Raw genomic sequence first — 18,764 nt, forward strand, 5'->3', positions numbered from 1 at the left:
CCTGCGCAATCCTACCGCAGTGGAAAGAAGTTTAAGTGTGGACACTGTGGATGGGAAGGGGATGCGGATTTGAATGGTGCGAATGTGATTGCGCTCTTGGGGGCTGCCGTAAACCAGCCTGGAGGTCCGGGCTTGTTTTGTTCTCTGGTAGAGCAGAGCAGGCTCAGGGCTACTGAAAGCCCGCTCCGTACCGCTTAGCGGTCGGAGTCGGGTAGTTTACTAAAGTTGTGCCGATGGAGAGCACTACCAAAGCCGGCACCACCCGCAGCAGGGATCCCCAAGGAATAGCAGCCCGCCAGTTGCCCCACAGCCGTCTCATCTGCAGATGGGCTTGCTGCCCCCGTCGCCAGCTCCAGATACAGGTGAGGACAAATGTAGCGCAATAGACAAAGTCGGCCAGCAGAGGATCGTCAGATGGGAGATGAAACAGCTGGGCCAAGGCGATGGCTCCCAAACCTACCCCCAGGTTGATCACCAAGAAGGCCAACAGCAGGTGGCGCGCCTTAAGGGCTGCAAATCCGGTCGAACTCGGCTCGGCAGGCGGCAGAGGGGGGGATCCAGACACAAAGGCAGAGATCGCGGTTTTCCCATTTTAGGTTTGGCGGGGATCCCCAGAGGTGGGCTGCTGTCAACTCCTCAGGGAGAAGACTGAAGATCCTTATTCCGAAGGTTCGTCCCGCCTTTTCAAACCCAATCGAGCAGGCTGGTGGCTGTCTCCGAGGGTCGCCAGGCTGAGCCAGCAAGTTAAGATGTGTTACGGAATCCGTTGGGGCATCTATGGGCGCAACACCGGTAGTGACAATAGCAGCGAGGCAGGATGGCTTGGGTTCTGGGGCTGTCTCCATCCCTCCGGCAGATCTGGGGGTGGTTCCTGAGCCAAGCTTGCGTTACGACCCAGAGCAGTTGGCCAAGCAATATCGAGGGCGCTGGGATCTGGTGGTGCGGCGCCTGTTTCAGTTGATCACCCCCTTTTTGGGCTTGTTGGCCTGGGTGTTTTGGGATCGCTGGCGGGGAGTAGAACTGAAGAATCGCCCCAAACATGCGGCCCGGCTACGGGAGATCCTCACGGAATTGGGGCCGACGGCCATCAAAATCGGCCAAGCCCTCTCCACCCGTCCCGATCTGGTTTCGCCCCTGTTTCTGGAGGAACTGGCCAAACTGCAGGATGAGCTGCCCCCCTTTGACAATGCCATCGCTTTTGCCCTCATCGAGTCGGAAATCGGCAAACCCGTAGACAAAATCTTTCGAGAAATCAGCCCCGAGCCGATTGCCGCCGCCAGCTTGGGGCAAGTGTACCAAGCCTACTTGCATACCGGAGAGAAAGTCGCCGTCAAGGTGCAGCGGCCCGACTTGATTGGGCGCATCTCTCTCGACATGTATATTGTCCGCAGCCTGGCCGCCTGGGCCAAACGCACTTTCCGCCGCATCCGCAGCGACCTGGTGGGCATCGTCGATGAGTTTGCCGGGCGCCTCTACGAAGAAATGGACTACACGCAGGAGGGCCGCAATGCCGAGCGGTTCCTGGCGCTGTACCGTCACCCCTCCATCTACGCTCCCAAAATTTACTGGGAGTACACCCGCACCAAGGTGCTGACGATGGAGTGGATTGATGGCATCAAGCTGACTCAGGTTGACAAAATCGCTGCTGCGGGGCTGGATGGACGGCACTTGATCGAGATCGGTGTCAATTGCTCCCTCAAGCAGCTTTTGGAAAATGGCTTTTTCCACGCCGATCCCCACCCGGGCAACCTCTTGGCCATGTACGACGGGCGGCTGGCCTATATCGATTTCGGCATGATGAGCACCATCGCGCCCCATCAGCGCTACGGCCTGATCAAGGCGATTGTGCATTTGGTAAACCGAGACTTTGCCGGGCTGGCCCAAGACTACGTGGACTTGGAGTTCCTGGATCCGGATACCGACCTGACTCCCATCATCCCTGCTCTGGAAGCTGTCTTCGCCGAAGCGATGGGCAAATCGGTCTCCGAACTGAATTTCAAGAGCATCACCGATCGGCTCTCGGGGGTGATGTACGACTTTCCCTTTCGAGTTCCCGCCTACTACGCCTTGATCATCCGCTCTTTGCTCACCCTGGAAGGGATTGCCATCGGCCTGGATCCCAACTTTAAGGTGTTGAGCGTGGCCTATCCCTACGTGGCTCAGCGCCTGCTCACCGACCCGGCCCCGGAGCTGCGCGTATCTCTGCGGGAGCTGCTGTTTAACCAGGGGCAATTTCGCTGGAACCGCCTGGAGAACCTGCTGCGCAACGCCGTCAACAGCGAGGATTTTGACCTGCAGGGATCCCTGGAAAAGGCCGTTGATTTTATCTTTTCTGAGCGGGGCGCTTTCCTGCGGGAGCGCCTAGTGGATGTGCTCTTTTCCAGCTCGGGATCCCAGGGTGGCTCAGATGGCTTGGCTCATTTGCAGCGTCTGTGGGAACTCCTCAGCAGCAACCCGAGCTTTCAGCCGCTGCAGCTTCTGCCGATTGTTGCCAAGGTGGTCGCCAAGCCCGAAGCTCAACAACTGGGCCGTCAATTGGCCTCCCGCTGGTTGCAACGCTCGGCAGCTCGCCTCATCCGCGACCTGCTATTGCCGGATACAGAAAAGCCCAGTTCACCCTCTTCCCTCAACGGGCGTGGCGGGATCCCTGGGCCAGCAACCTCTGCTTCTACCGCTCAACTTCCCCTTCCGGCCTAGCTCAGGTGCTCTTGGGGGGCAGTATCGCTGTTGGGGTTAACAGAGGCCAGAGCCAGCGTAATCCACTCGGAAAATTCATCGCGGCGGAAAACCTGGGGGCGGGAGCGGGGGCCAAAACGCAGCAGGCTGGGCATGCCGTGCTCCTTGAGTCGAGACTGTAGCCAGGTGCCCACACCGGTTTTGCCATCGTTGGGCATTTCGGTTTGGAAGTCACTGTACATCAACAACAACTGGCTGCGAGATTGGAGCACCGCATTCTCTTGAATTAGCTTCGGCAAGGAGAGATGGGTGGCTGAGACTGCCCCTTTGCTCCCTTTGGCCGATTCACGACGACGGTCGCGCGGGCGCGGGTTAGTGCTTTCACGGCTCTTGCGGGTTTTGGGTTCACTAGGCATAGAATCTCCTAAACGACAGAGTGCTCCCCAACGGGGGTTAAAGCGGGAACTCGCAGGCCAAAAGCCGAGCCCGCTGTGAAAGTGGCTCGATGGGTACAGTTCTGGAGAATCGCTGAGAAGAGGGACACCTGCTCTTGAGTAAGCGAAGAAGAACTGCGCTGAGCCGGCACGAAAGGCTGGGATCCCTTCGGCGCAACAGCAGTCCACAGCGGGCCGAGCTCCTGCCAATACATCCAAGGCCTGCCCTTGTTTTTCCTGTCGGAGGCCAGTTTGGCTACCACGAATCCGCAGGGCAAGCAAGCCCGGATATTACCCCTATATTGACTTAAAAATGGACAAGTGGACAGTCCCTGGCCGAGAATTTAGCTGCTGCGGCGGGAGCTTCGGAAGGAACTAGGCTTGCCCGCCGGTGGCGAGTATCGCTGAGCTACGGGAGCAGCCTCCTACTACACCTGGAAGCGGTTGTTGGTGGTGTCCAAAAAGGAGTTTCACTGGCTTACTGAGATACTATGCGCATTGCCATTGTCGGGTTGGGGTTGATTGGCGGATCCCTGGCCCTCAAACTGACCGAAAAGGGATATCCCGTCTGGGGGATAAGCCGCAACCCGGCCACCTGCAAACAGGCTCTGGAACGGGGTGCTGTCCAAGGCTGTGGAACCGAGTTGGCCCAGTTGGCTCGCTTTGATCCGCAAATGGTGCTGATCTGTACCCCTCTGGAGCAGGTGTTGACCACGCTAGCCGCCCTGTTGCCTTATTTGTCGGCAGAAACCGTGGTGAGCGATGTCGGCTCGGTTAAGCAGCCCATCGTTGCTCCGGCAACCGAATTGTGGCCCTGGTTTGTGGGGGGGCACCCCATGGCCGGCAAAAGCCTGCAAGGGATCCAAGCGGCAGAAGCTGACTTGTTTCGGGGGCGGCCCTACGTGCTCACTCCCATCGCCGAGACCCAACCTCAGGCTCTCGATGCGGTGAAAGAACTGATTGCTGCTGTTGGCGCAGAAGCTGTCCTCACGGATCCCGCACGCCATGACCGAGCGGTGGCCTGGATCAGCCATTTGCCAGTTATGGTCAGCGCCAGTTTGATCGCAGCGGTTAGCCAAGAAGGGGATCCCGCGATTCTGGAATTGGCCCGCACTTTGGCCAGCAGCGGATTCCGCGATACCAGCCGTGTTGGCGGAGGGATCCCGCAATTGGGTTTGGAAATGGCCCGCCACAACCGACAGGCGCTGCTGACTGCCCTGAGCAGCTACCAAGCTCAGCTGCGACAGATAGAGCAGTTGATCGCTGGCGAAAGGTGGGACGAATTGCTCCGGGTGCTGCAACGAGCTCAACAGGAATGGCAGCAGTTCCCCGTCAACCATCCTCGCGGAATTCCTCACAACCTGCGCGGTGGGAATGGACAGTAGACGTACTCCCCCAAGACTGGGGATCCCAGGGGGGCGGGGGAGTTCATGCTACCTTGAGCTTATGTGGACAGATTGAGCTTATGTTGAGCACGGCTCAGCTTTGGCTTTACCAACTGGAACAATGGGCAACTGAGCTGGTGCAGTTTCAACTGCAGCACCTTTCTCCCGTCAGTCTGCTGGTGGTGGGCTTGGCCGGCTTGCTCACCAGTCTTTCCCCCTGCACGCTGTCTATGCTGCCGGTGACCATCGGCTACATCGGCGGCTACACCCCCGCTTCTGAGGAAACGGCTGGGGAAGGGCGGCTGCAGGTCTGGGCTCAATCCCTGGGTTTTGCGGCTGGGGTGGCTTTTACCCTGACCCTGCTGGGTTTGTCGGCAGCTTTGCTGGGTCGCGTTTACGGACAAACCGGATCCTTCGGGCCTGTTGTGGTGGGGGGAATTGCTATTTTGATGGGGCTGAACTTGTTGGAGGTGATCCCCCTGCGTTTTCCCGATTGGTTTAACCGCCTCGAGATTCCCGGGAAATGGCCCAGGTTAGGTCGGGCAGTGTTGCTGGGGTTAACTTTTGGCCTGGTGGCCTCTCCCTGCAGTACGCCGGTTTTGGTGGCTTTGCTGGCTTGGGTTTCCACCACAGGGCAGCCATGGGTAGGAGGCGGGCTGCTGCTGGCTTACGGGCTGGGATTGGCCTTTCCTCTGCTCCTGGCGGGGGTGTTTACCGGGTTGGTGAAGCAACTGTTGGCCCTGCGGCGCTGGTCGGGCTGGCTCACTTATGCCAGTGGGGTGGTGTTGGTGGGGTTCGGCAGCGTAACGATCCTGTCGGCCTGGGTCTAAGGGATCCCTGCTGCTGCAGGCTAAGATGGGGCTACACCTACAGCACCCTGTTGGGGACTGCACCTTGCCTGGCAAGAGCAGCGGTCTGAATCTTAAGCCGACAAACTTCTCATGGTCATATACTCTCTCCCGCTTGCCCGCTGGGTTTCCTCGCTGCGGCGGTACTTTCGTCATGAGCTGCTGCCGCTGCTGGCGGATCTGCGCCTGGCCATTGGCCTTTTGTTGGCGATTGCGGTCTTGAGCGCCACCGGCACGGTGATCGAGCAAGAGGAAACAGCGGCTTTTTATCAAGCCCACTATCCAGAGCATCCGGCCCTGTTTGGCTTTCTCACCTGGCGGGTGATCCTGAGCTTGGGATTGGATCACGTCTACCGCACCCCTTGGTTTCTGGCCATTTTGATCCTGTTCGGCAGCAGCCTTGCCGCCTGTTCCTTTACGCGCCAGTGGCCAATGCTCAAGGTGGCTCGCCGTTGGAGCTATCTCACCCGTCCGCAGTCTTTTCAGCGCCTGCCCTTTTGGACTTATCTGCCCCAACAATCCTTACAAGGGCTGCCGCAGCAGTTGCGCCGACAGGGCTATCTGGTGTTTCAGGAGGGCCATTACCTCTACGCCCGCAAGGGGTTAATCGGCAGGATCGGCCCCATCTTGGTGCATGTCAGCATGCTGCTGATCTTGCTGGGGGCGATTTGGGGCAGCATTAGCGGCTTCAAGGCCCAAGAACTCATTCCCAGCGGCGGCGTGGCTTCTATTCAACACTTGACCGGAGCGGGAGATCTGGCTCGTGCTCACTTGCCCACCTGGCAAATTCGGGCCAATTGCTTCTGGATTGACTACGCTCCCGATGGCCGTGTCAAGCAGTTTTATTCCGACCTCTCGATCTTGGATCAGGGTCAGGAGGTCAAACGTCAGACCATTTCCGTCAACCATCCTCTCTCCTACCGGGGTGTGACCCTTTACCAAGCCGATTGGAGCATCGACAGCATCCGCATCCGCGTCAACAATAGCCCCTCTTTTCAAATCCCGGTGGTGCCGGTGCGCACCGAGGCAGGCAACAAACTCTGGGGCGCTTTTGTGCCCACCCAGCCGGACATGAGCCAGGGCCTCACGCTGCTGCTGCCGGATCTGCAGGGGACAGCCCTCCTCTACGACACTGAAGGGCAATGGATGGGATCCCTGCGCCAAGGCATGAGCTTGGCCCTCGACGAGGTCGCTCCCCAACGCTTCCCCAACCCCCTCACTCTGTATCTGGATGAGGTGATCGGCGCTACCGGACTGCAAATTAAATCGGATCCAGGGATCCCTGCGGTGTATCTCGGATTTGGGCTGTTGATGGTGGGGGTGGTGATGAGCTACTTCAGCTACAGCCAAATCTGGGCTTTGCAAACGGAGGCGGGGCTCTACTTGGGGGGCAAAACCAACCGGGCCTTGGTCACCTTCGAGCGAGAATTCGACCGCTTGGTGGAGCATGACTCTAGTCAATAATAAGCTCAACTATACTGAAAATAATAATAATGTATAATATGTTCAGTACGGATTACTACCAGTTGATCTTTCTGTTTACTTTCGAGTCTGCCAACATGGTAGCCAAAGCAAAGCAGAAAATTGGTAGTAAGACGACACGGAAACTGCGCTTTGGGTATTCTACTCAAAGCTTTGCGGGATACCGCCATTCTGTTTGGAAACAAACAGAATGCTATCGCTGCATAGTTGAACAGTGATGTTCAGCAGTGTTCAGCGTAAATGTATCAGCAACAAAAGGTCGCCTTCTCTCTTTCCCAGATCCCGGTGGAAGCTGAGATTGGCTAGACGCAGCTTTTTCCGGCGAAACCAGCCTCCTGCCCAATAGGGATCCCATCTATACAACCCAGGGATCCAGTGAGCGGCGCTGTTGGCTCCAGAGGGATCCCATTGGTTGAGACGGGCTTTCTCTGGGTTGACTTTGAGGGGATGTTCTGGGGCTTCCCAACATGAAGATGACCCTGAGGAAAATACAAACTACTGTTTCAGTTTCCACATACTTCTCCACATCTCGAAGGTTTGCTTAGAGATTGAGCTAGAGTGTTTCCAGTGGGTTCCTGTGGTGGGCCGCCTTGTTAGGAGGGCAAGACATGAAAGTTGGAGATCGGGTGCGGGTGCGTACCAGCGTGATTGTCTATCACCACCCGGAACATCGCAATCAACCTTTTGACCTCAAAGGTATGGAAGGGGAACTGAAGGCCGTGCTTCGAGATTGGAATGGCCGCCCGATCAGCGCCAATTTTCCCTTTCAGGTGCAGTTTGGCAACAAGTTCCGTGCCCATCTCCAGGCTGATGAGCTAGAGGTGGTGGAGCATGACTCTAGTCAATAATAAGCTCAACTATACTGAAAATAATGTATAATATGTTCAGTACGGATTACTACCAGTTGATCTTTCTGTTTACTTTCGAGTCTGCCAACATGGTAGCCAAAGCAAAGCAGAAAATTGGTAGTAAGACGACACGGAAACTGCGCTTTGGGTATTCTACTCAAAGCTTTGCGGGATACCGCCATTCTGTTTGGAAACAAACAGAATGCCATCGCTGCATAGTTGAACAGTGATGTTCAGCAGTGTTCAGCGTAAATGTATCAGTCTGCTGAGACGGCTGCCTAGTTAAGGCCCAGCAGCGTGCGGTTGGTTTCCAGAATCGGCCTGATCAACTTGGTTTCTTCGGGGGTGAGGTAATTGGCTATCACTTCTTGTAGGAAGCGATAGGTGGCCTCGCAACTGCGTTGGGTGCGGAAGGCCCGCATTAAGGTCTGGAACCAGTAGAGAAATCGATCTTTGTAGCGTTGCTCATCGTCCAGGAGCATGGCCAAAGCCGAAAGGCGCAGAACCCGCACGGTGTCAGCCTTCCACTTGTTGCTAAAGTCTTCCACCCCTCGCATGAGCAAGTAGGGATCCAGCGCGCGCATTTTCATCTCCACATCCCGGATGATCTGGGCTTCCGCCGCCTGAATCTTGCGATAGGCGCTCAGGCGTAGGTCAAAGGAGGCTAGGTAGGTCTCCATGAACTGCAGCTCCTCATCCCTGAGATAGCGCCCGTCGGCAGCGATGCTCAGTTCGCGCAGTTGAGTCAGCATAGGGATCCCTGGGCAAGCTGGAATGAGAATGGAAAAAACACCACCTATCCTGGCTGACGGCACAGCCTTGGTCTCTCAATCCTATCCCCAAACTCCCGGCCAGAAGAGCGGGATTGCAGGGATCCCCGGCAACCCTCTCAGTCAGGTTAATATTAATTTTAATTAACAGTCTGTTGCTGCAAGAACCCACCCGACCCCAGATTGTTACCCGTAGGTCACCATCTGCGAGTTCGATTCAAAAACACCCTTTGGGAGGAAACACTTCCGTGAGTCAGAAAGGTAAAAACAAGAAATGGAGAAGCGCGGGGTTATATGCGCTACTGGTCATCGTCTTGATCTCTTTAGCCACCACCTTCTTGGGTACCCGCCCGCCTGAGCGTTTGGAGATCAGCTACTCCGACCTGATCAGCCGTGTTGAACGGGGCGAGGTCAGCAAAGTTTTGGTGGAGACGGCCCCGGATGGTCGCCAGGTTGCCATCGCCGAGGCAGAAATCAACAACCGCGCCACCCAAGTGCAGGTGAATCTGCCCCCCCTTACCCCTGAGTTTGAGAACACCCTGGTTGCCAACGGGGTGGAGCTGGCGGTACGCCCTGTTCAAGAGGAGGGGCTACTTGGGCGCATTCTCAGCACCTTCTTCCTGCCGGTTTTGCTCTTGCTGGGGCTCTTTTTCCTGCTGCGGCGGGCTCAAAATGGCCCAGGCAGCCAAGCTCTCAACTTTGGCAAATCCAGGGCGCGGGTGCAAATGGAGCCGAAAACCCAGATTACCTTCAACGATGTGGCCGGCATCGATCAGGCCAAGCTGGAGCTGGCAGAGGTGGTGGATTTCCTGAAAAACTCAGAGCGCTTCACCGCTTTGGGAGCCAAGATTCCCCGCGGGGTGCTGCTGGTGGGCCCGCCCGGCACCGGTAAGACCCTGTTGGCCCGCGCCGTAGCCGGAGAGGCGGGTGTGCCCTTTTTCTCCATTTCCGGCTCCGAGTTTGTGGAGATGTTTGTTGGGGTGGGGGCCTCGCGGGTACGGGACCTGTTCGAGCAAGCCAAGCAAAATGCTCCCTGCATCGTCTTCATCGATGAAATTGATGCAGTCGGTCGCCAGCGGGGAGCTGGCTTGGGGGGTGGCAACGACGAACGGGAGCAGACCCTGAACCAGTTGCTCACGGAGATGGACGGTTTTGAGGGCAACTCCGGCATTATCGTCATCGCCGCCACCAACCGCCCGGATGTGCTGGATGCGGCGCTGCTGCGGCCCGGTCGCTTCGACCGCCAAGTTACGGTGGATCGCCCCGACTTCCAAGGCCGCCTGGAGATCCTCAAGGTGCACGCCCGCGGTAAAACTCTGTCTGCGGATGTGGATTTGGAGAAGTTGGCCCGCCGTACTCCTGGGTTTACCGGTGCCGATTTGGCCAACCTCCTGAACGAAGCAGCCATTCTGGCAGCCCGCCGCAACCTCACCGAGATCTCCATGGACGAGATCAACGACGCGGTGGATCGGGTGTTGGCCGGCCCAGAGAAGAAGGATCGGCTGATGAGCGAGCGGCGCAAGGAATTGGTGGCCTACCACGAGGCGGGCCATGCCCTGGTGGGATCCCTCTTGCCCAACTACGATCCCATCCAAAAAGTGACGATCATCCCCCGGGGACAAGCAGGTGGCCTCACCTGGTTCATGCCCAGCGATGACGACATGGGACTAACCACCCGTGCCCATCTGAAGAACATGATGACCGTTGCCTTGGGTGGGCGCGTGGCCGAAGAAGTGGTCTACGGAGAGTCGGAGATCACCACAGGGGCAGCCAGTGACCTGCAGCAGGTGGCCCGCATCGCCCGCAACATGGTGACCCGCTTTGGCATGAGCGATCGCCTGGGAAATGTAGCCCTAGGTCGCCAGTACACCAACATTTTCCTGGGCCGGGAAATCGCCGCAGAACGGGATTTCTCGGAGGAAACAGCGGCCCTCATTGACGAAGAGGTGCGGCGGCTGGTGAACGAGGCCTACCAACGGGCCACCTACTTGATTCGGGAAAACCGTGCCCTCTTGGATCGGATCGCCCGCCGCCTGGTAGAGGCCGAAACCATCGATGGGGAAGAGCTGCAGGCCATCATCGACAACTCTGAGGTGGTGATGCTGCCCCCCGAAGAGGAGCCAGAGCCGCTGACGCTTCCTATGGCCGTCAACGCCAGCGCCTAGTCTCTTTTCCCCAAGCGCAAACCCGGGATCCCTGCTTTTCCTCTTGAGGAGAGAGGGATCCCAATGTTTTGTATGATTTGCGCTGGGAGAGGGGGAGTCCACCCTAGCCGGCAACAGCCGAACCCAACAAAGTCCGGCTCGCCTCTGCTTCCAGGGGCTGAGGCTCGTAGATTTTCAGCACGTACTCGGCCACCATGCGGTCGGTGTTGAAAACGGGGTTGAGGGTGCGGATGGCCTCCTTCATGCGGGCAATCCAGCGGCGCGGGATCCCTTTCTCATCCCGGTCGTAGAACATGGGGATCACCTCATACTCCAACAAGTCGTAGAGGGAGTTGGCGTCCAAGTCGTCTTGGGCAGCGGGATCCAGACCTTCGATTTCTTGGCCAATAGCCCAGCCATTGCGACCGTTGTAACCTTCCGGCCACCAGCCATCCAGCACCGACAAATTCAATCCCCCGCTGAAGCCCACCTTTTGTCCTGAGGTGCCGGAGGCCTCCAGAGGGCGTCGCGGGTTGTTCAGCCACACATCGACCCCCTGCACCAAATTGCGAGCGACATAGGCATCGTAATTTTCGATGAAGGCGACCCGGTTGGCCACCTCAGGCCGGTTGGACCATTCCACCACCCGCTGAATCAGGCGCTTGCCCCCTTCGTCCCGGGGATGGGCCTTGCCGGCGAAGATAATCTGTACAGGGTACTCTTTGTTGGTGAAGATGCGGGTAATTCGCTCCAGATCTCGCAGGATCAAATCTCCTCGCTTGTAGGTGCTGAAGCGGCGGGCAAACCCAATCGTCAAGACCTTGGGATCCAGCAACTGGTTGACCGCTTGGATGCGCTCATTGCTTTCGCCGCGATTGCGCCGGGCCCGCAACACCCGGTGACGGGTAAAAGACACCAGCCGCTCCCGCAGAGCCTCTTTGCGCCGCCACAGTTCTTCATCTGGGATCTCTTCCACCTTGGCCCACAGTTCCGGGTCTGACACCCGCTCCGGCCAATCGGGGCCCAAGTACTGGTCGTAGAGGTTCCAGAAGAGGGGGGAAACCCAGGTACGGGCGTGAACCCCATTGGTAATGGAGCTGATGGGCACCTCATCCACCGATCGCTCAGGGTAGAGCACATGCCACATTTCGCGAGAAACCCGTCCGTGGAGCTTGCTTACGCCATTGGCTGCCCGCGCGTACCGCAAAGCCAGCACCGTCATGTTAAAGCGCTCCCAGGGATCCCCAGTGCGCCGAGCTCCCAAGGCCAAAAATTGTTCCCGCGTCAGGCCCAGTTGAGGCCAGAAGGAGGCAAAGAACGCATCCATCTCATTGGGGCTAAAGGCATCGTGGCCAGCCGGCACCGGTGTATGGGTAGTAAACACACATTTTTCCCGCACCTTGGCCTCCGCCGTCTCGAAGGGGGTGCCCCGCGCCACTTCCTCCCGCAGCAACTCCAGCGTTAGGAAAGCAGCGTGCCCTTCATTCATGTGATAAACCATGGGATCCAAACCCAACTGGCGCAGCAGGCGCACCCCACCGATACCCAGGATGCACTCTTGGGCAATGCGAGTATCGGTGCTGCCCCCGTAGAGGTGGGCGGTAATCCAGCGATCGATGGGGTCGTTCTCCGGCAGGTCGGTGTCCAGCAGAAAAAGAGGTACCCGGCCCACGTCCGCCCGCCAGGCCCGCGCCTTCACCAACCGCTGCCGCATCGCCACTTCCACCAACAGAGGGCTGCCATCCGGCTGGCGCACCAGAGTCAACGGCAGAGACTCAAACTCAGAGTCTTCGTAAAGCTCCCCCTGCCAGCCATTGTTGTCCAGGCGCTGCTGGAAATAGCCCTGACGGTAGAGCAACCCGATGGCCACCAGGGGCACTCCCAAATCCGAGGCCGACTTGAGGTGATCGGCAGCCAACATACCCAGCCCGCCAGAGTAGGTGGGCAAAGACTCGTGCAAGCCGTATTCGGCACAGAAATAGGCGATGGGACGCTGCCAGTCGTAGGTTTTCATGGTGCGCTTGGCCCAGGTATCCTCAGCCGTCATGTACTGCCGATAGGACTGCACCATCCGGTTCAACGTGTTGAGGTAGTTCACATCGGTGGCCAAGGCTGCCAACCGCAAGTAGGAAACCTCCTCCAGCATGCGCACCGGGTTGTGGGAGGTTTTTTCCCACAGGGCGGGATCCATTTCCCGGAAAATGGTGAGGTGATCCGGGTTCCAAGTCCACCAATAGTTACGGGCGATCTCGCACAGGGGCGTGAGCGCTTCCGGCAGCACCGGACAACGTTCGGGAAAAGCAGGAGCTAAGGTGGCAATGGACATAGGACAGATACCTGGGGTTAAAGTTATGGGCTCGAAAAAGAAGAGGTAGAGGTCGATGCTGGTAAACGTATCTCAATTATTATTGAGCCGATCCTGAGGATCCCGAGAGGGGAATTCAAGATCTCTACAAAATCTTCACAAAATCTTCAGGGATGTAACCCAAATTTGCCCAGGCTTCTCTCGATCTTGTCATAGCAGCGCGGAGCCTTCAAAAGCAGCGCTCACAGGCAGCCCAGCTTTCGATTCCGGCAGAAGCTGCCCGTCTATCTTCAGAGATGGTGCAACGTTAGAGTTAACTCAAAGTTAACAAAATCTACAGAACCCCAACGAACCCTTGGGGAACCCCTCCGGTTCAATTAAAATGCTGCTTCTCATAAGCTCTTAAAAACTGCAGCTACTTTTGCTACCAATCGGTTATTTTGTTGGCTTCTCCCTGAAGTTGAGCCTTAGCGTCCTTCCACCACTGCCAAGCTGGTGTTGCGGTAGTAGTGGCTGAGGATCTGTTGGTAAGAGTAGTTTTGGCTGGCCAGGGCGGCAGCTCCCCACTGGCTCATGCCCACCCCGTGCCCGTAGCCCCGCCCATGAATCTCAAAGAAAGCTGGGAATGTCCCTGCCACAGGAGCCAAGCTGGCTGTAGTGGCGGCCTCTCCGCGTGGACTAATGGCAATCTTTGTGCTGCGCAACCCTAGAGCCCGACGAAAATCGCCAGCACTGAGATCTTTGATTCCCTGGGATCCCGTCAGGCGCACCGTGATCGCCCGTCCCCACGGGGAGCTGCGCAGTACCTCCACAGAACGAATAGCCCCGATCCCGGCAGCCAACTGCTGAATCTGCTGGGCAGGAACGGTGGCCGTCCAGCTAAACACGGGTGAGTGGTGATCGAAATCCGGCACCCCCTGCAAGTAGGGCCGCGATTCTAACCAGACGTTGCCTGCATCATCCGTATGTCCCCCCGCAGAGGAGTGGAAAACCGCATTGATCAACTGCCCCTGGTAGATGAGAACCTGCCCGGCGGTCTCACGGGCAGCCGCTTGGGTACGGCTGGATTCGGCAGCCACTCCCTTGTAAACCTGCCAATCAATCCCGTTTCCTAAGTCAAAAGGCTGCTGGGAACGGCGACTGCGGTGGTAGAGGGCATAGGTGCGGGAGGCCACGGCTTGGGCTTTAAGAGCCTCCATGGGAAAACGGTGTCCCATCTCGCTGCCCACTACGCTGGAAACGTAGTCCTCCAAGCCAACTTGGTTGATGGCAATCACCCCACGCTCGCCAGGGATCAGCTCCACCCAGCCACGGTACCAATTCTGGTCGATAAACACTAACCCATCGGAGGTGGTGGGCTGTAGGTAAAGACGTTCTCCCTGTTGGCCGGCCAAACTGACTGCTGAACCCGAACGGCTGGCCTGCAGCGGTTGCATGGCCTGCACCTCTGCCAGCGGCTGTCCCTGGGCATTCAATAGGCGGGCTCCGGTAGAGCTGCCGACGGTGACCTGGGGCTTGTTGACGGCAATACCTACCCGCAGCAGCACCCGTGCCTGCACCGGAAAGGTCAAGCACAGCCAAGCCCAAACCAGAAGGGCAATACTCCTAAGCCAAGCTGATGGGAGAGGAGAAAAGGAGAGGGCAATAGTCACACACCAATCCTCTGTGAAAGACTACCCGCCGCTGGGCATAGCCAGCGAGGGATCCCAGACAAGTCGGGTTTTGAGAATCCAGGCATAGGGCCGACGCACCCTCAACAACCCAAGCGGCCACCGTTGGGCTCAAGAGATCCCGCACTCGGAAAGCCTTTTTTGAGGCTGGTGCGGGATCCCGGGCAAGGGCCAGCCGAACCCGTTATGACAGTATCAAAAACATCCTGCAGATGCACGACTTCAACCCAGAATTTTCCGCCCCCAGTCCCTCGGTCAGGATTCAGCCGGCTCAGAGGGGATCCCGCGCCGGCGGCAAAACCACTGCTGCAATAGGCGGCGACACTCGGCCTCGCAGACTCCGCCGATGACCTCCGGGCAATGGAAGCTGGCGGCAGAAGCTGGCAAATTGAGTACACTGCGCAAAGCCCCGGCCTTGGGATCATCGGCGCCGTAGATTACCTGGGCCAGCCGCGATTGGCTGATGGCCCCGGCACACATGGGGCAAGGCTCAAGCGTGACGTACAGCCGACAGCCCCGCAGTTGCCAATCGCCCAAGCGCTGCCCTGCCTGCCGTAGGGCCAGAATCTCCGCATGGGCCGTGGGATCCCGATCCCGTTCCCGCCGGTTACTGCTCAGGGCCAACAGCTCTTCCCCTGGCCCGACCACCAGAGCTGCCACCGGAACCTCTCCGGCTTCTCCCGCTTGCTCAGCTTCTCGCAAGGCCAACTGCATCCAGGCGCGGTGGCGCTGCCACGGATCCCGCCCTTGTGGCTCGGAGGAATGGAGCTCGCTCGGATCCCCGATCATTTTGGGTGTTTCGAGCACTGCCTTTGCCCGCAAGATTTGCTAGGGTAAGCACACATACCCCGAACATCCAAAAGTAAAGAGTAGGAATAGATAGAATAGACCAGGAGTGAACTGGTTCTTGATGGCGTAAGTCGGGGGAGCGGGTTCACGCCTTTTGAGTCTTGGCGATACGGCTTAGCTTTGGGAGGGAGCATGGCGCGGATTCTACGGCATACACTTTTGGCGATGGCTCTGTTTGGTGGAGGCGTCGCAGGTGGGGTCTGGCTATCGTCTCGAGCGGGGCAGGAGTGGTTACAGCAAACTCCCCTGATCACTTGGACGCGACGGGCCAGTGAGGGAGTAGGATCCCTTTTGCCCTGGTCTGAGCCCCGCCCTGAGGCTGCGAATTCTGCCCCTCCCGCCGATGCTGTCCGGCCTTCCAATTTTATTGCTGCAGTCGCCCAAAAGGTCGGCCCAGCGGTGGTGCGCATCGATGCCACCCGCACTGTGTCGAGGGGGGTCAACCCAGAACTGTTCAACCAGCCCCTGTTTCGCCGCTTCTTTGGAAATCAGATACCGCAGTTGCCGCAGGAGTTTCAGCAGGAGGGCACCGGATCGGGCTTTATCATCGACGCCAGTGGCCTGATCCTCACCAACGCCCATGTGGTGGAAGGCAGCGAGCGGGTCAGGGTTCACCTGCTGGATGGGCGCACCTTTGAAGGGGAGGTGAAGGGCTCAGACCCGGTTACCGATATCGCGGTGATCAGGATTGAGGGGGAGAATCTGCCCACGGTTACTTTGGGCAACTCTGACTTGGTGCGACCGGGGGATTGGGCCATCGCCATTGGCAACCCGCTGGGCCTGGACAATACCGTAACTGCTGGGATCATCAGCGCCGTCGGGCGCTCCTCCGGGCAAATTGGGGCTGTCAACAAGCGGGTGACTTTCCTGCAAACGGATGCGGCCATTAACCCCGGCAACTCGGGTGGCCCACTGCTGGATGCGGAAGGCCGCGTGATTGGGGTGAATACGGCCATCTTCCAGCGAGCTCAGAGCGTCGGCTTTTCCATCCCCATCAACCGCGCCATGGAAATTGCCGAGCAATTGATCCGGAATGGTCGGGTAGAGCACGCTTTCTTGGGCATTCGCATGATCACCCTCAACCCTGACATTGTGGCGCGCCTCAACCGCGACCCCGCTCGTCCCACCACGCTGACAGTGGAAGAAGGGGTCTTGATCGGGCAGGTGATTTCGGGATCCCCGGCTGAGGAGATTGGCTTGCGGGAGGGGGATGTGATCACTGAAATCAATGGGCAGGCCATCCGCGATGCCGAGCAGGTGCAGCAGTTGGTGGAAGCCGCTGGGGTGGGCAATACACTGACGCTGCGGGTCATCCGCGATGGACAGGCGCGCACCTTCCAGGTGAAAACTGGAGTGCTGCCCTCGGACTTCTAGGGGGTTCCATAGGCCAGCAACTCTCTGATCCCTGTGACAGAATGGCAGTAGGGGCAGGGATCCAGATATGGCTTGGGCAGGTGGTGAACAATTGCAAGGGGGACGCTACCGCATCGAGGCCGTTTTGGGGGAGGGGGGCTTCGGCATTACCTACCGGGCCTGGGATAGCGTTCGTGCCGACCAGGTGGTTATCAAAGTTTTGAACGACAGCCTTCGTGAGGATCCCGACTATCCCCGCTTCCAGCAGAACTTCATGAACGAGGCGCTGCAACTGGCCCGCTGCCACCATCCCCATGTGGTGAAGGTGGAAGAAGTGATCTGGGAGCAGGAGCGCTGGTGTATTGTGATGGAGTACATCCGCGGCCAGACTCTGCACCAGCTTCTGCGGCAAAAAGGGCCGTTGCCCCTGCCGGAAGCCCTGTGCCTGACGCGGGAGGTGGGATCTGCCCTGATGGCCTTGCACGAACAGGGGATCCTGCATCGGGATGTGAAGCCATCCAACATCATGGTGCGGGAGGGATCCGGGCAGGCAGTTTTGATCGACTTTGGCCTAGCTCGCGGCTACACCCAAGGTCTGATCCAACGCCACACCTCCTACGGCACCGATGGCTATGCTCCTCTAGAGCAATACGACAGCTTGCGCCGCCGCGGCGCCTTCACCGATGTCTACGCCTTGGCAGCAACCCTCTACACGGCGCTGACGGGGATGGTGCCTATGTGTGCGCCAGTGCGGGCCACAGGCCGCCAGTTGGATACCCCTCGCAGCCTTAACCCCAACATTCCCGAGGTTGTGGAGGCTGCCATTCTCAAAGGGATGGCTCTCCACCCAGAAGAGCGCCCGCAAACCATGGCCGAGTGGCTGGCACTGTTACCGGCAGAAGCCTCTCAACAAGGGAGGAAGCCGGTTGCTTTTGAGCCGGCCATCCGCACCCAAGAGCTGAGGGAGCTGGAGCAGATCTTGGCCCAGCCTCCACAACCCCAAGACGAGCTGGAACAGCTCCTGTCCCGGCACTCGGCGGAAGAGCTAGAGCAACTGGTGGCACCTCCCACCCCTGCCACTGCCAAAAAAGCTGGAAGAGAAGAGGGATCCGGATCCCTGATTTTTCCTGAGGTCTGTCCAGAGGAGAGAGGGAAGGGGGGATCCCAGCCCGGAACTCTCTCTTGGCCAGAGTGGGTGGGGGAAGCAGCCCCTGCCTTGCAAGGTCTGTGGGATCGGCTGCGAGCGGGGCAGTGGGGGGAGGCGGATCGCTGGACGACAGCCCTGATGCTGAAGCTTGCTGGGCGCTCGCAAGTGGGCTTTTTTGATCCCAAGGATGTTCAGGCCTTCCCCTGCCCCATGCTGCGGCTGATTGACCAACTGTGGGTGCGGGCCAGCCATGGGCGCTTTGGCTTTACCGTCCAGAAGCAGCTTTGGCAGGAGTGTGACCTGGAGGGAAGAGGAGGGATCCGTTCGGGCTCCTTCTTAGCCTTGCCCCGCGAAGACTGCATGGGGGAAAGAGTCGGCTGGCAGGTGCAGGGCCGCTGGCTGGGGTATGGGGAGCTCACAACCCGTCTGGCAGCGCCCAAGGGTCATCTGCCAGTGGGCTTTTTTTGGGGCTACTCAGGTGGCCTACGTGCGGCGCTGCTGATGCTGGATCGGGCGGTATTGAAAAAGTTCAAAGCCTGCCTGTAAAAAACTCCCCCCTCCCAAAGGGAGAGAGGCTGGGGAGTGAGGGGATAGAAAGCCCTAGTAGCGGTGCACCAGCTTGTTGATGGGCTTGAAGATGTCTGCCTCAAACTTTTTGCCCTTGAGCATGCGGTTCCAATAGAGCCAGGGTAATAGATGCACCTTGGCTAGGTACATGGAGTAGCGCTCCCGCGTTGGGTCCAGGGGGAAGGAGGGAGCTAGGTCGTGTTGATCTTATGTTAGGATAGAGAGAATAATTTATAGAGGAAAGAGGATGAAGTTGGTTTTTTTAGATGAAAACAAATGGCAGAAG

General features: G+C 58.3%; 14 protein-coding genes and 2 pseudogenes. 9 read left to right on the forward strand and 7 right to left on the reverse strand.

From position 1 onward, the window contains the following. Positions 1-198 (forward strand): annotated as a pseudogene (locus tag ACVWY9_RS13530) (RNA-guided endonuclease TnpB family protein); the annotation flags it as partial. Here ACVWY9_RS13530 and ACVWY9_RS13535 read toward each other — a convergent pair. After that, complete coding sequence (locus ACVWY9_RS13535) at positions 170-565, reverse strand: hypothetical protein (RefSeq protein WP_457388924.1); 396 nt, start codon at positions 563-565, stop codon at positions 170-172. The pseudogene ACVWY9_RS13530 and the gene ACVWY9_RS13535 sit on opposite strands and share 29 nt — an antisense overlap. Positions 566-777: 212 nt before the next feature. Here ACVWY9_RS13535 and ACVWY9_RS13540 point away from each other — a divergent pair, with 212 nt between their 5' ends. Then, complete coding sequence (locus ACVWY9_RS13540) at positions 778-2,697, forward strand: ABC1 kinase family protein (RefSeq protein WP_457388926.1); 1,920 nt, start codon at positions 778-780, stop codon at positions 2,695-2,697. Here the strand turns inward: ACVWY9_RS13540 and ACVWY9_RS13545 are convergent. Continuing rightward, on the reverse strand, positions 2,694-3,092 hold the full coding sequence (locus ACVWY9_RS13545) for a hypothetical protein (RefSeq protein ID WP_414330450.1): 399 nt from the start codon (positions 3,090-3,092) through the stop codon (positions 2,694-2,696). The two genes, ACVWY9_RS13540 and ACVWY9_RS13545, sit on opposite strands and share 4 nt — an antisense overlap. Before the next feature lie 509 nt (positions 3,093-3,601). On the opposite strand from ACVWY9_RS13545, the gene ACVWY9_RS13550 reads away from it, so the two are divergent. From ACVWY9_RS13550 to ACVWY9_RS13565, 4 genes are all read left to right on the forward strand, one after another. Next, on the forward strand, positions 3,602-4,495 hold the full coding sequence (locus ACVWY9_RS13550; RefSeq protein ID WP_457388928.1) for a prephenate/arogenate dehydrogenase: 894 nt from the start codon (positions 3,602-3,604) through the stop codon (positions 4,493-4,495). A gap of 80 nt (positions 4,496-4,575) precedes the next feature. Further along, on the forward strand, positions 4,576-5,325 hold the full coding sequence (locus ACVWY9_RS13555; RefSeq protein WP_457388930.1) for a cytochrome c biogenesis protein CcdA: 750 nt from the start codon (positions 4,576-4,578) through the stop codon (positions 5,323-5,325). Positions 5,326-5,436: 111 nt separating this feature from the next. Continuing rightward, positions 5,437-6,807, forward strand: coding sequence for a cytochrome c biogenesis protein (locus ACVWY9_RS13560; protein ID WP_457388932.1), 1,371 nt, complete (start codon positions 5,437-5,439; stop codon positions 6,805-6,807). Positions 6,808-7,433: 626 nt separating this feature from the next. Continuing rightward, positions 7,434-7,673, forward strand: coding sequence for a ferredoxin-thioredoxin reductase variable chain (locus ACVWY9_RS13565; protein WP_457388934.1), 240 nt, complete (start codon positions 7,434-7,436; stop codon positions 7,671-7,673). 278 nt (positions 7,674-7,951) lie between these two features. Here the strand turns inward: ACVWY9_RS13565 and ACVWY9_RS13570 are convergent, their stop codons facing one another. Continuing rightward, on the reverse strand, positions 7,952-8,425 hold the full coding sequence (locus ACVWY9_RS13570; RefSeq protein WP_011432275.1) for a globin family protein: 474 nt from the start codon (positions 8,423-8,425) through the stop codon (positions 7,952-7,954). A gap of 266 nt (positions 8,426-8,691) precedes the next feature. Between ACVWY9_RS13570 and ftsH the strand changes: the two genes are divergently transcribed. Continuing rightward, entirely contained in the window at positions 8,692-10,608 is a 1,917-nt protein-coding gene (gene ftsH, locus ACVWY9_RS13575) for an ATP-dependent zinc metalloprotease FtsH (protein WP_457388936.1), read from the forward strand. 103 nt (positions 10,609-10,711) lie between these two features. On the opposite strand, the gene glgP is transcribed toward ftsH, so the two are convergent. The 3 genes from glgP to ACVWY9_RS13590 all read right to left on the reverse strand — a co-directional run bounded on the left by glgP (position 10,712) and on the right by ACVWY9_RS13590 (position 15,351). Then, positions 10,712-12,913 carry an alpha-glucan family phosphorylase gene (gene glgP, locus ACVWY9_RS13580; protein WP_457388938.1) on the reverse strand — a complete coding sequence of 734 codons (2,202 nt, stop codon included), beginning with the start codon at positions 12,911-12,913 and terminating at the stop codon, positions 10,712-10,714. A gap of 446 nt (positions 12,914-13,359) precedes the next feature. Continuing rightward, the gene (locus ACVWY9_RS13585; RefSeq protein ID WP_457388940.1) at positions 13,360-14,544 is read right to left on the reverse strand and encodes a SpoIID/LytB domain-containing protein; all 1,185 of its coding nucleotides are present in this window, start codon (positions 14,542-14,544) and stop codon (positions 13,360-13,362) included. Positions 14,545-14,817: 273 nt separating this feature from the next. Further along, positions 14,818-15,351, reverse strand: a complete 534-nt coding sequence (locus tag ACVWY9_RS13590) for a nucleoside deaminase (RefSeq protein ID WP_457388946.1) — start codon at positions 15,349-15,351, stop codon at positions 14,818-14,820. A gap of 192 nt (positions 15,352-15,543) precedes the next feature. Here ACVWY9_RS13590 and ACVWY9_RS13595 point away from each other — a divergent pair, with 192 nt between their 5' ends. Continuing rightward, positions 15,544-16,785 carry an HhoA/HhoB/HtrA family serine endopeptidase gene (locus ACVWY9_RS13595; protein WP_457388942.1) on the forward strand — a complete coding sequence of 414 codons (1,242 nt, stop codon included), beginning with the start codon at positions 15,544-15,546 and terminating at the stop codon, positions 16,783-16,785. Between the two features lie 67 nt (positions 16,786-16,852). After that, positions 16,853-18,457: a serine/threonine-protein kinase gene (locus ACVWY9_RS13600; RefSeq protein ID WP_457388944.1), complete on the forward strand. Its 1,605-nt coding sequence runs from the start codon at positions 16,853-16,855 to the stop codon at positions 18,455-18,457. A 54-nt stretch (positions 18,458-18,511) separates the two neighbouring features. On the opposite strand, the pseudogene ACVWY9_RS13605 reads toward ACVWY9_RS13600, so the two are convergent. Then, positions 18,512-18,664, reverse strand: a pseudogene (locus tag ACVWY9_RS13605) (NAD(P)/FAD-dependent oxidoreductase); the annotation flags it as partial. Positions 18,665-18,764: the final 100 nt, after the last annotated feature.

The organism is Thermostichus sp. OS-CIW-31 (genome assembly GCF_054060305.1).

What these genes read in the sequence shown, in the direction of transcription:
- ACVWY9_RS13600 (WP_457388944.1), top strand. Translation starts at nt 16,853, where the DNA reads ATGGCTTGGGCAGGTGGTGAACAATTGCAAGGGGGACGCTACCGCATC.
- glgP (WP_457388938.1), bottom strand. Translation starts at nt 12,913, where the DNA reads ATGTCCATTGCCACCTTAGCTCCTGCTTTTCCCGAACGTTGTCCGGTG.
- ACVWY9_RS13590 (WP_457388946.1), bottom strand. Translation starts at nt 15,351, where the DNA reads ATGATCGGGGATCCGAGCGAGCTCCATTCCTCCGAGCCACAAGGGCGG.
- ACVWY9_RS13560 (WP_457388932.1), top strand. Translation starts at nt 5,437, where the DNA reads ATGGTCATATACTCTCTCCCGCTTGCCCGCTGGGTTTCCTCGCTGCGG.
- ACVWY9_RS13550 (WP_457388928.1), top strand. Translation starts at nt 3,602, where the DNA reads ATGCGCATTGCCATTGTCGGGTTGGGGTTGATTGGCGGATCCCTGGCC.
- ACVWY9_RS13570 (WP_011432275.1), bottom strand. Translation starts at nt 8,425, where the DNA reads ATGCTGACTCAACTGCGCGAACTGAGCATCGCTGCCGACGGGCGCTAT.
- ACVWY9_RS13540 (WP_457388926.1), top strand. Translation starts at nt 778, where the DNA reads ATGGGCGCAACACCGGTAGTGACAATAGCAGCGAGGCAGGATGGCTTG.
- ACVWY9_RS13545 (WP_414330450.1), bottom strand. Translation starts at nt 3,092, where the DNA reads ATGCCTAGTGAACCCAAAACCCGCAAGAGCCGTGAAAGCACTAACCCG.
- ACVWY9_RS13595 (WP_457388942.1), top strand. Translation starts at nt 15,544, where the DNA reads ATGGCGCGGATTCTACGGCATACACTTTTGGCGATGGCTCTGTTTGGT.
- ACVWY9_RS13555 (WP_457388930.1), top strand. Translation starts at nt 4,576, where the DNA reads ATGTTGAGCACGGCTCAGCTTTGGCTTTACCAACTGGAACAATGGGCA.
- ACVWY9_RS13565 (WP_457388934.1), top strand. Translation starts at nt 7,434, where the DNA reads ATGAAAGTTGGAGATCGGGTGCGGGTGCGTACCAGCGTGATTGTCTAT.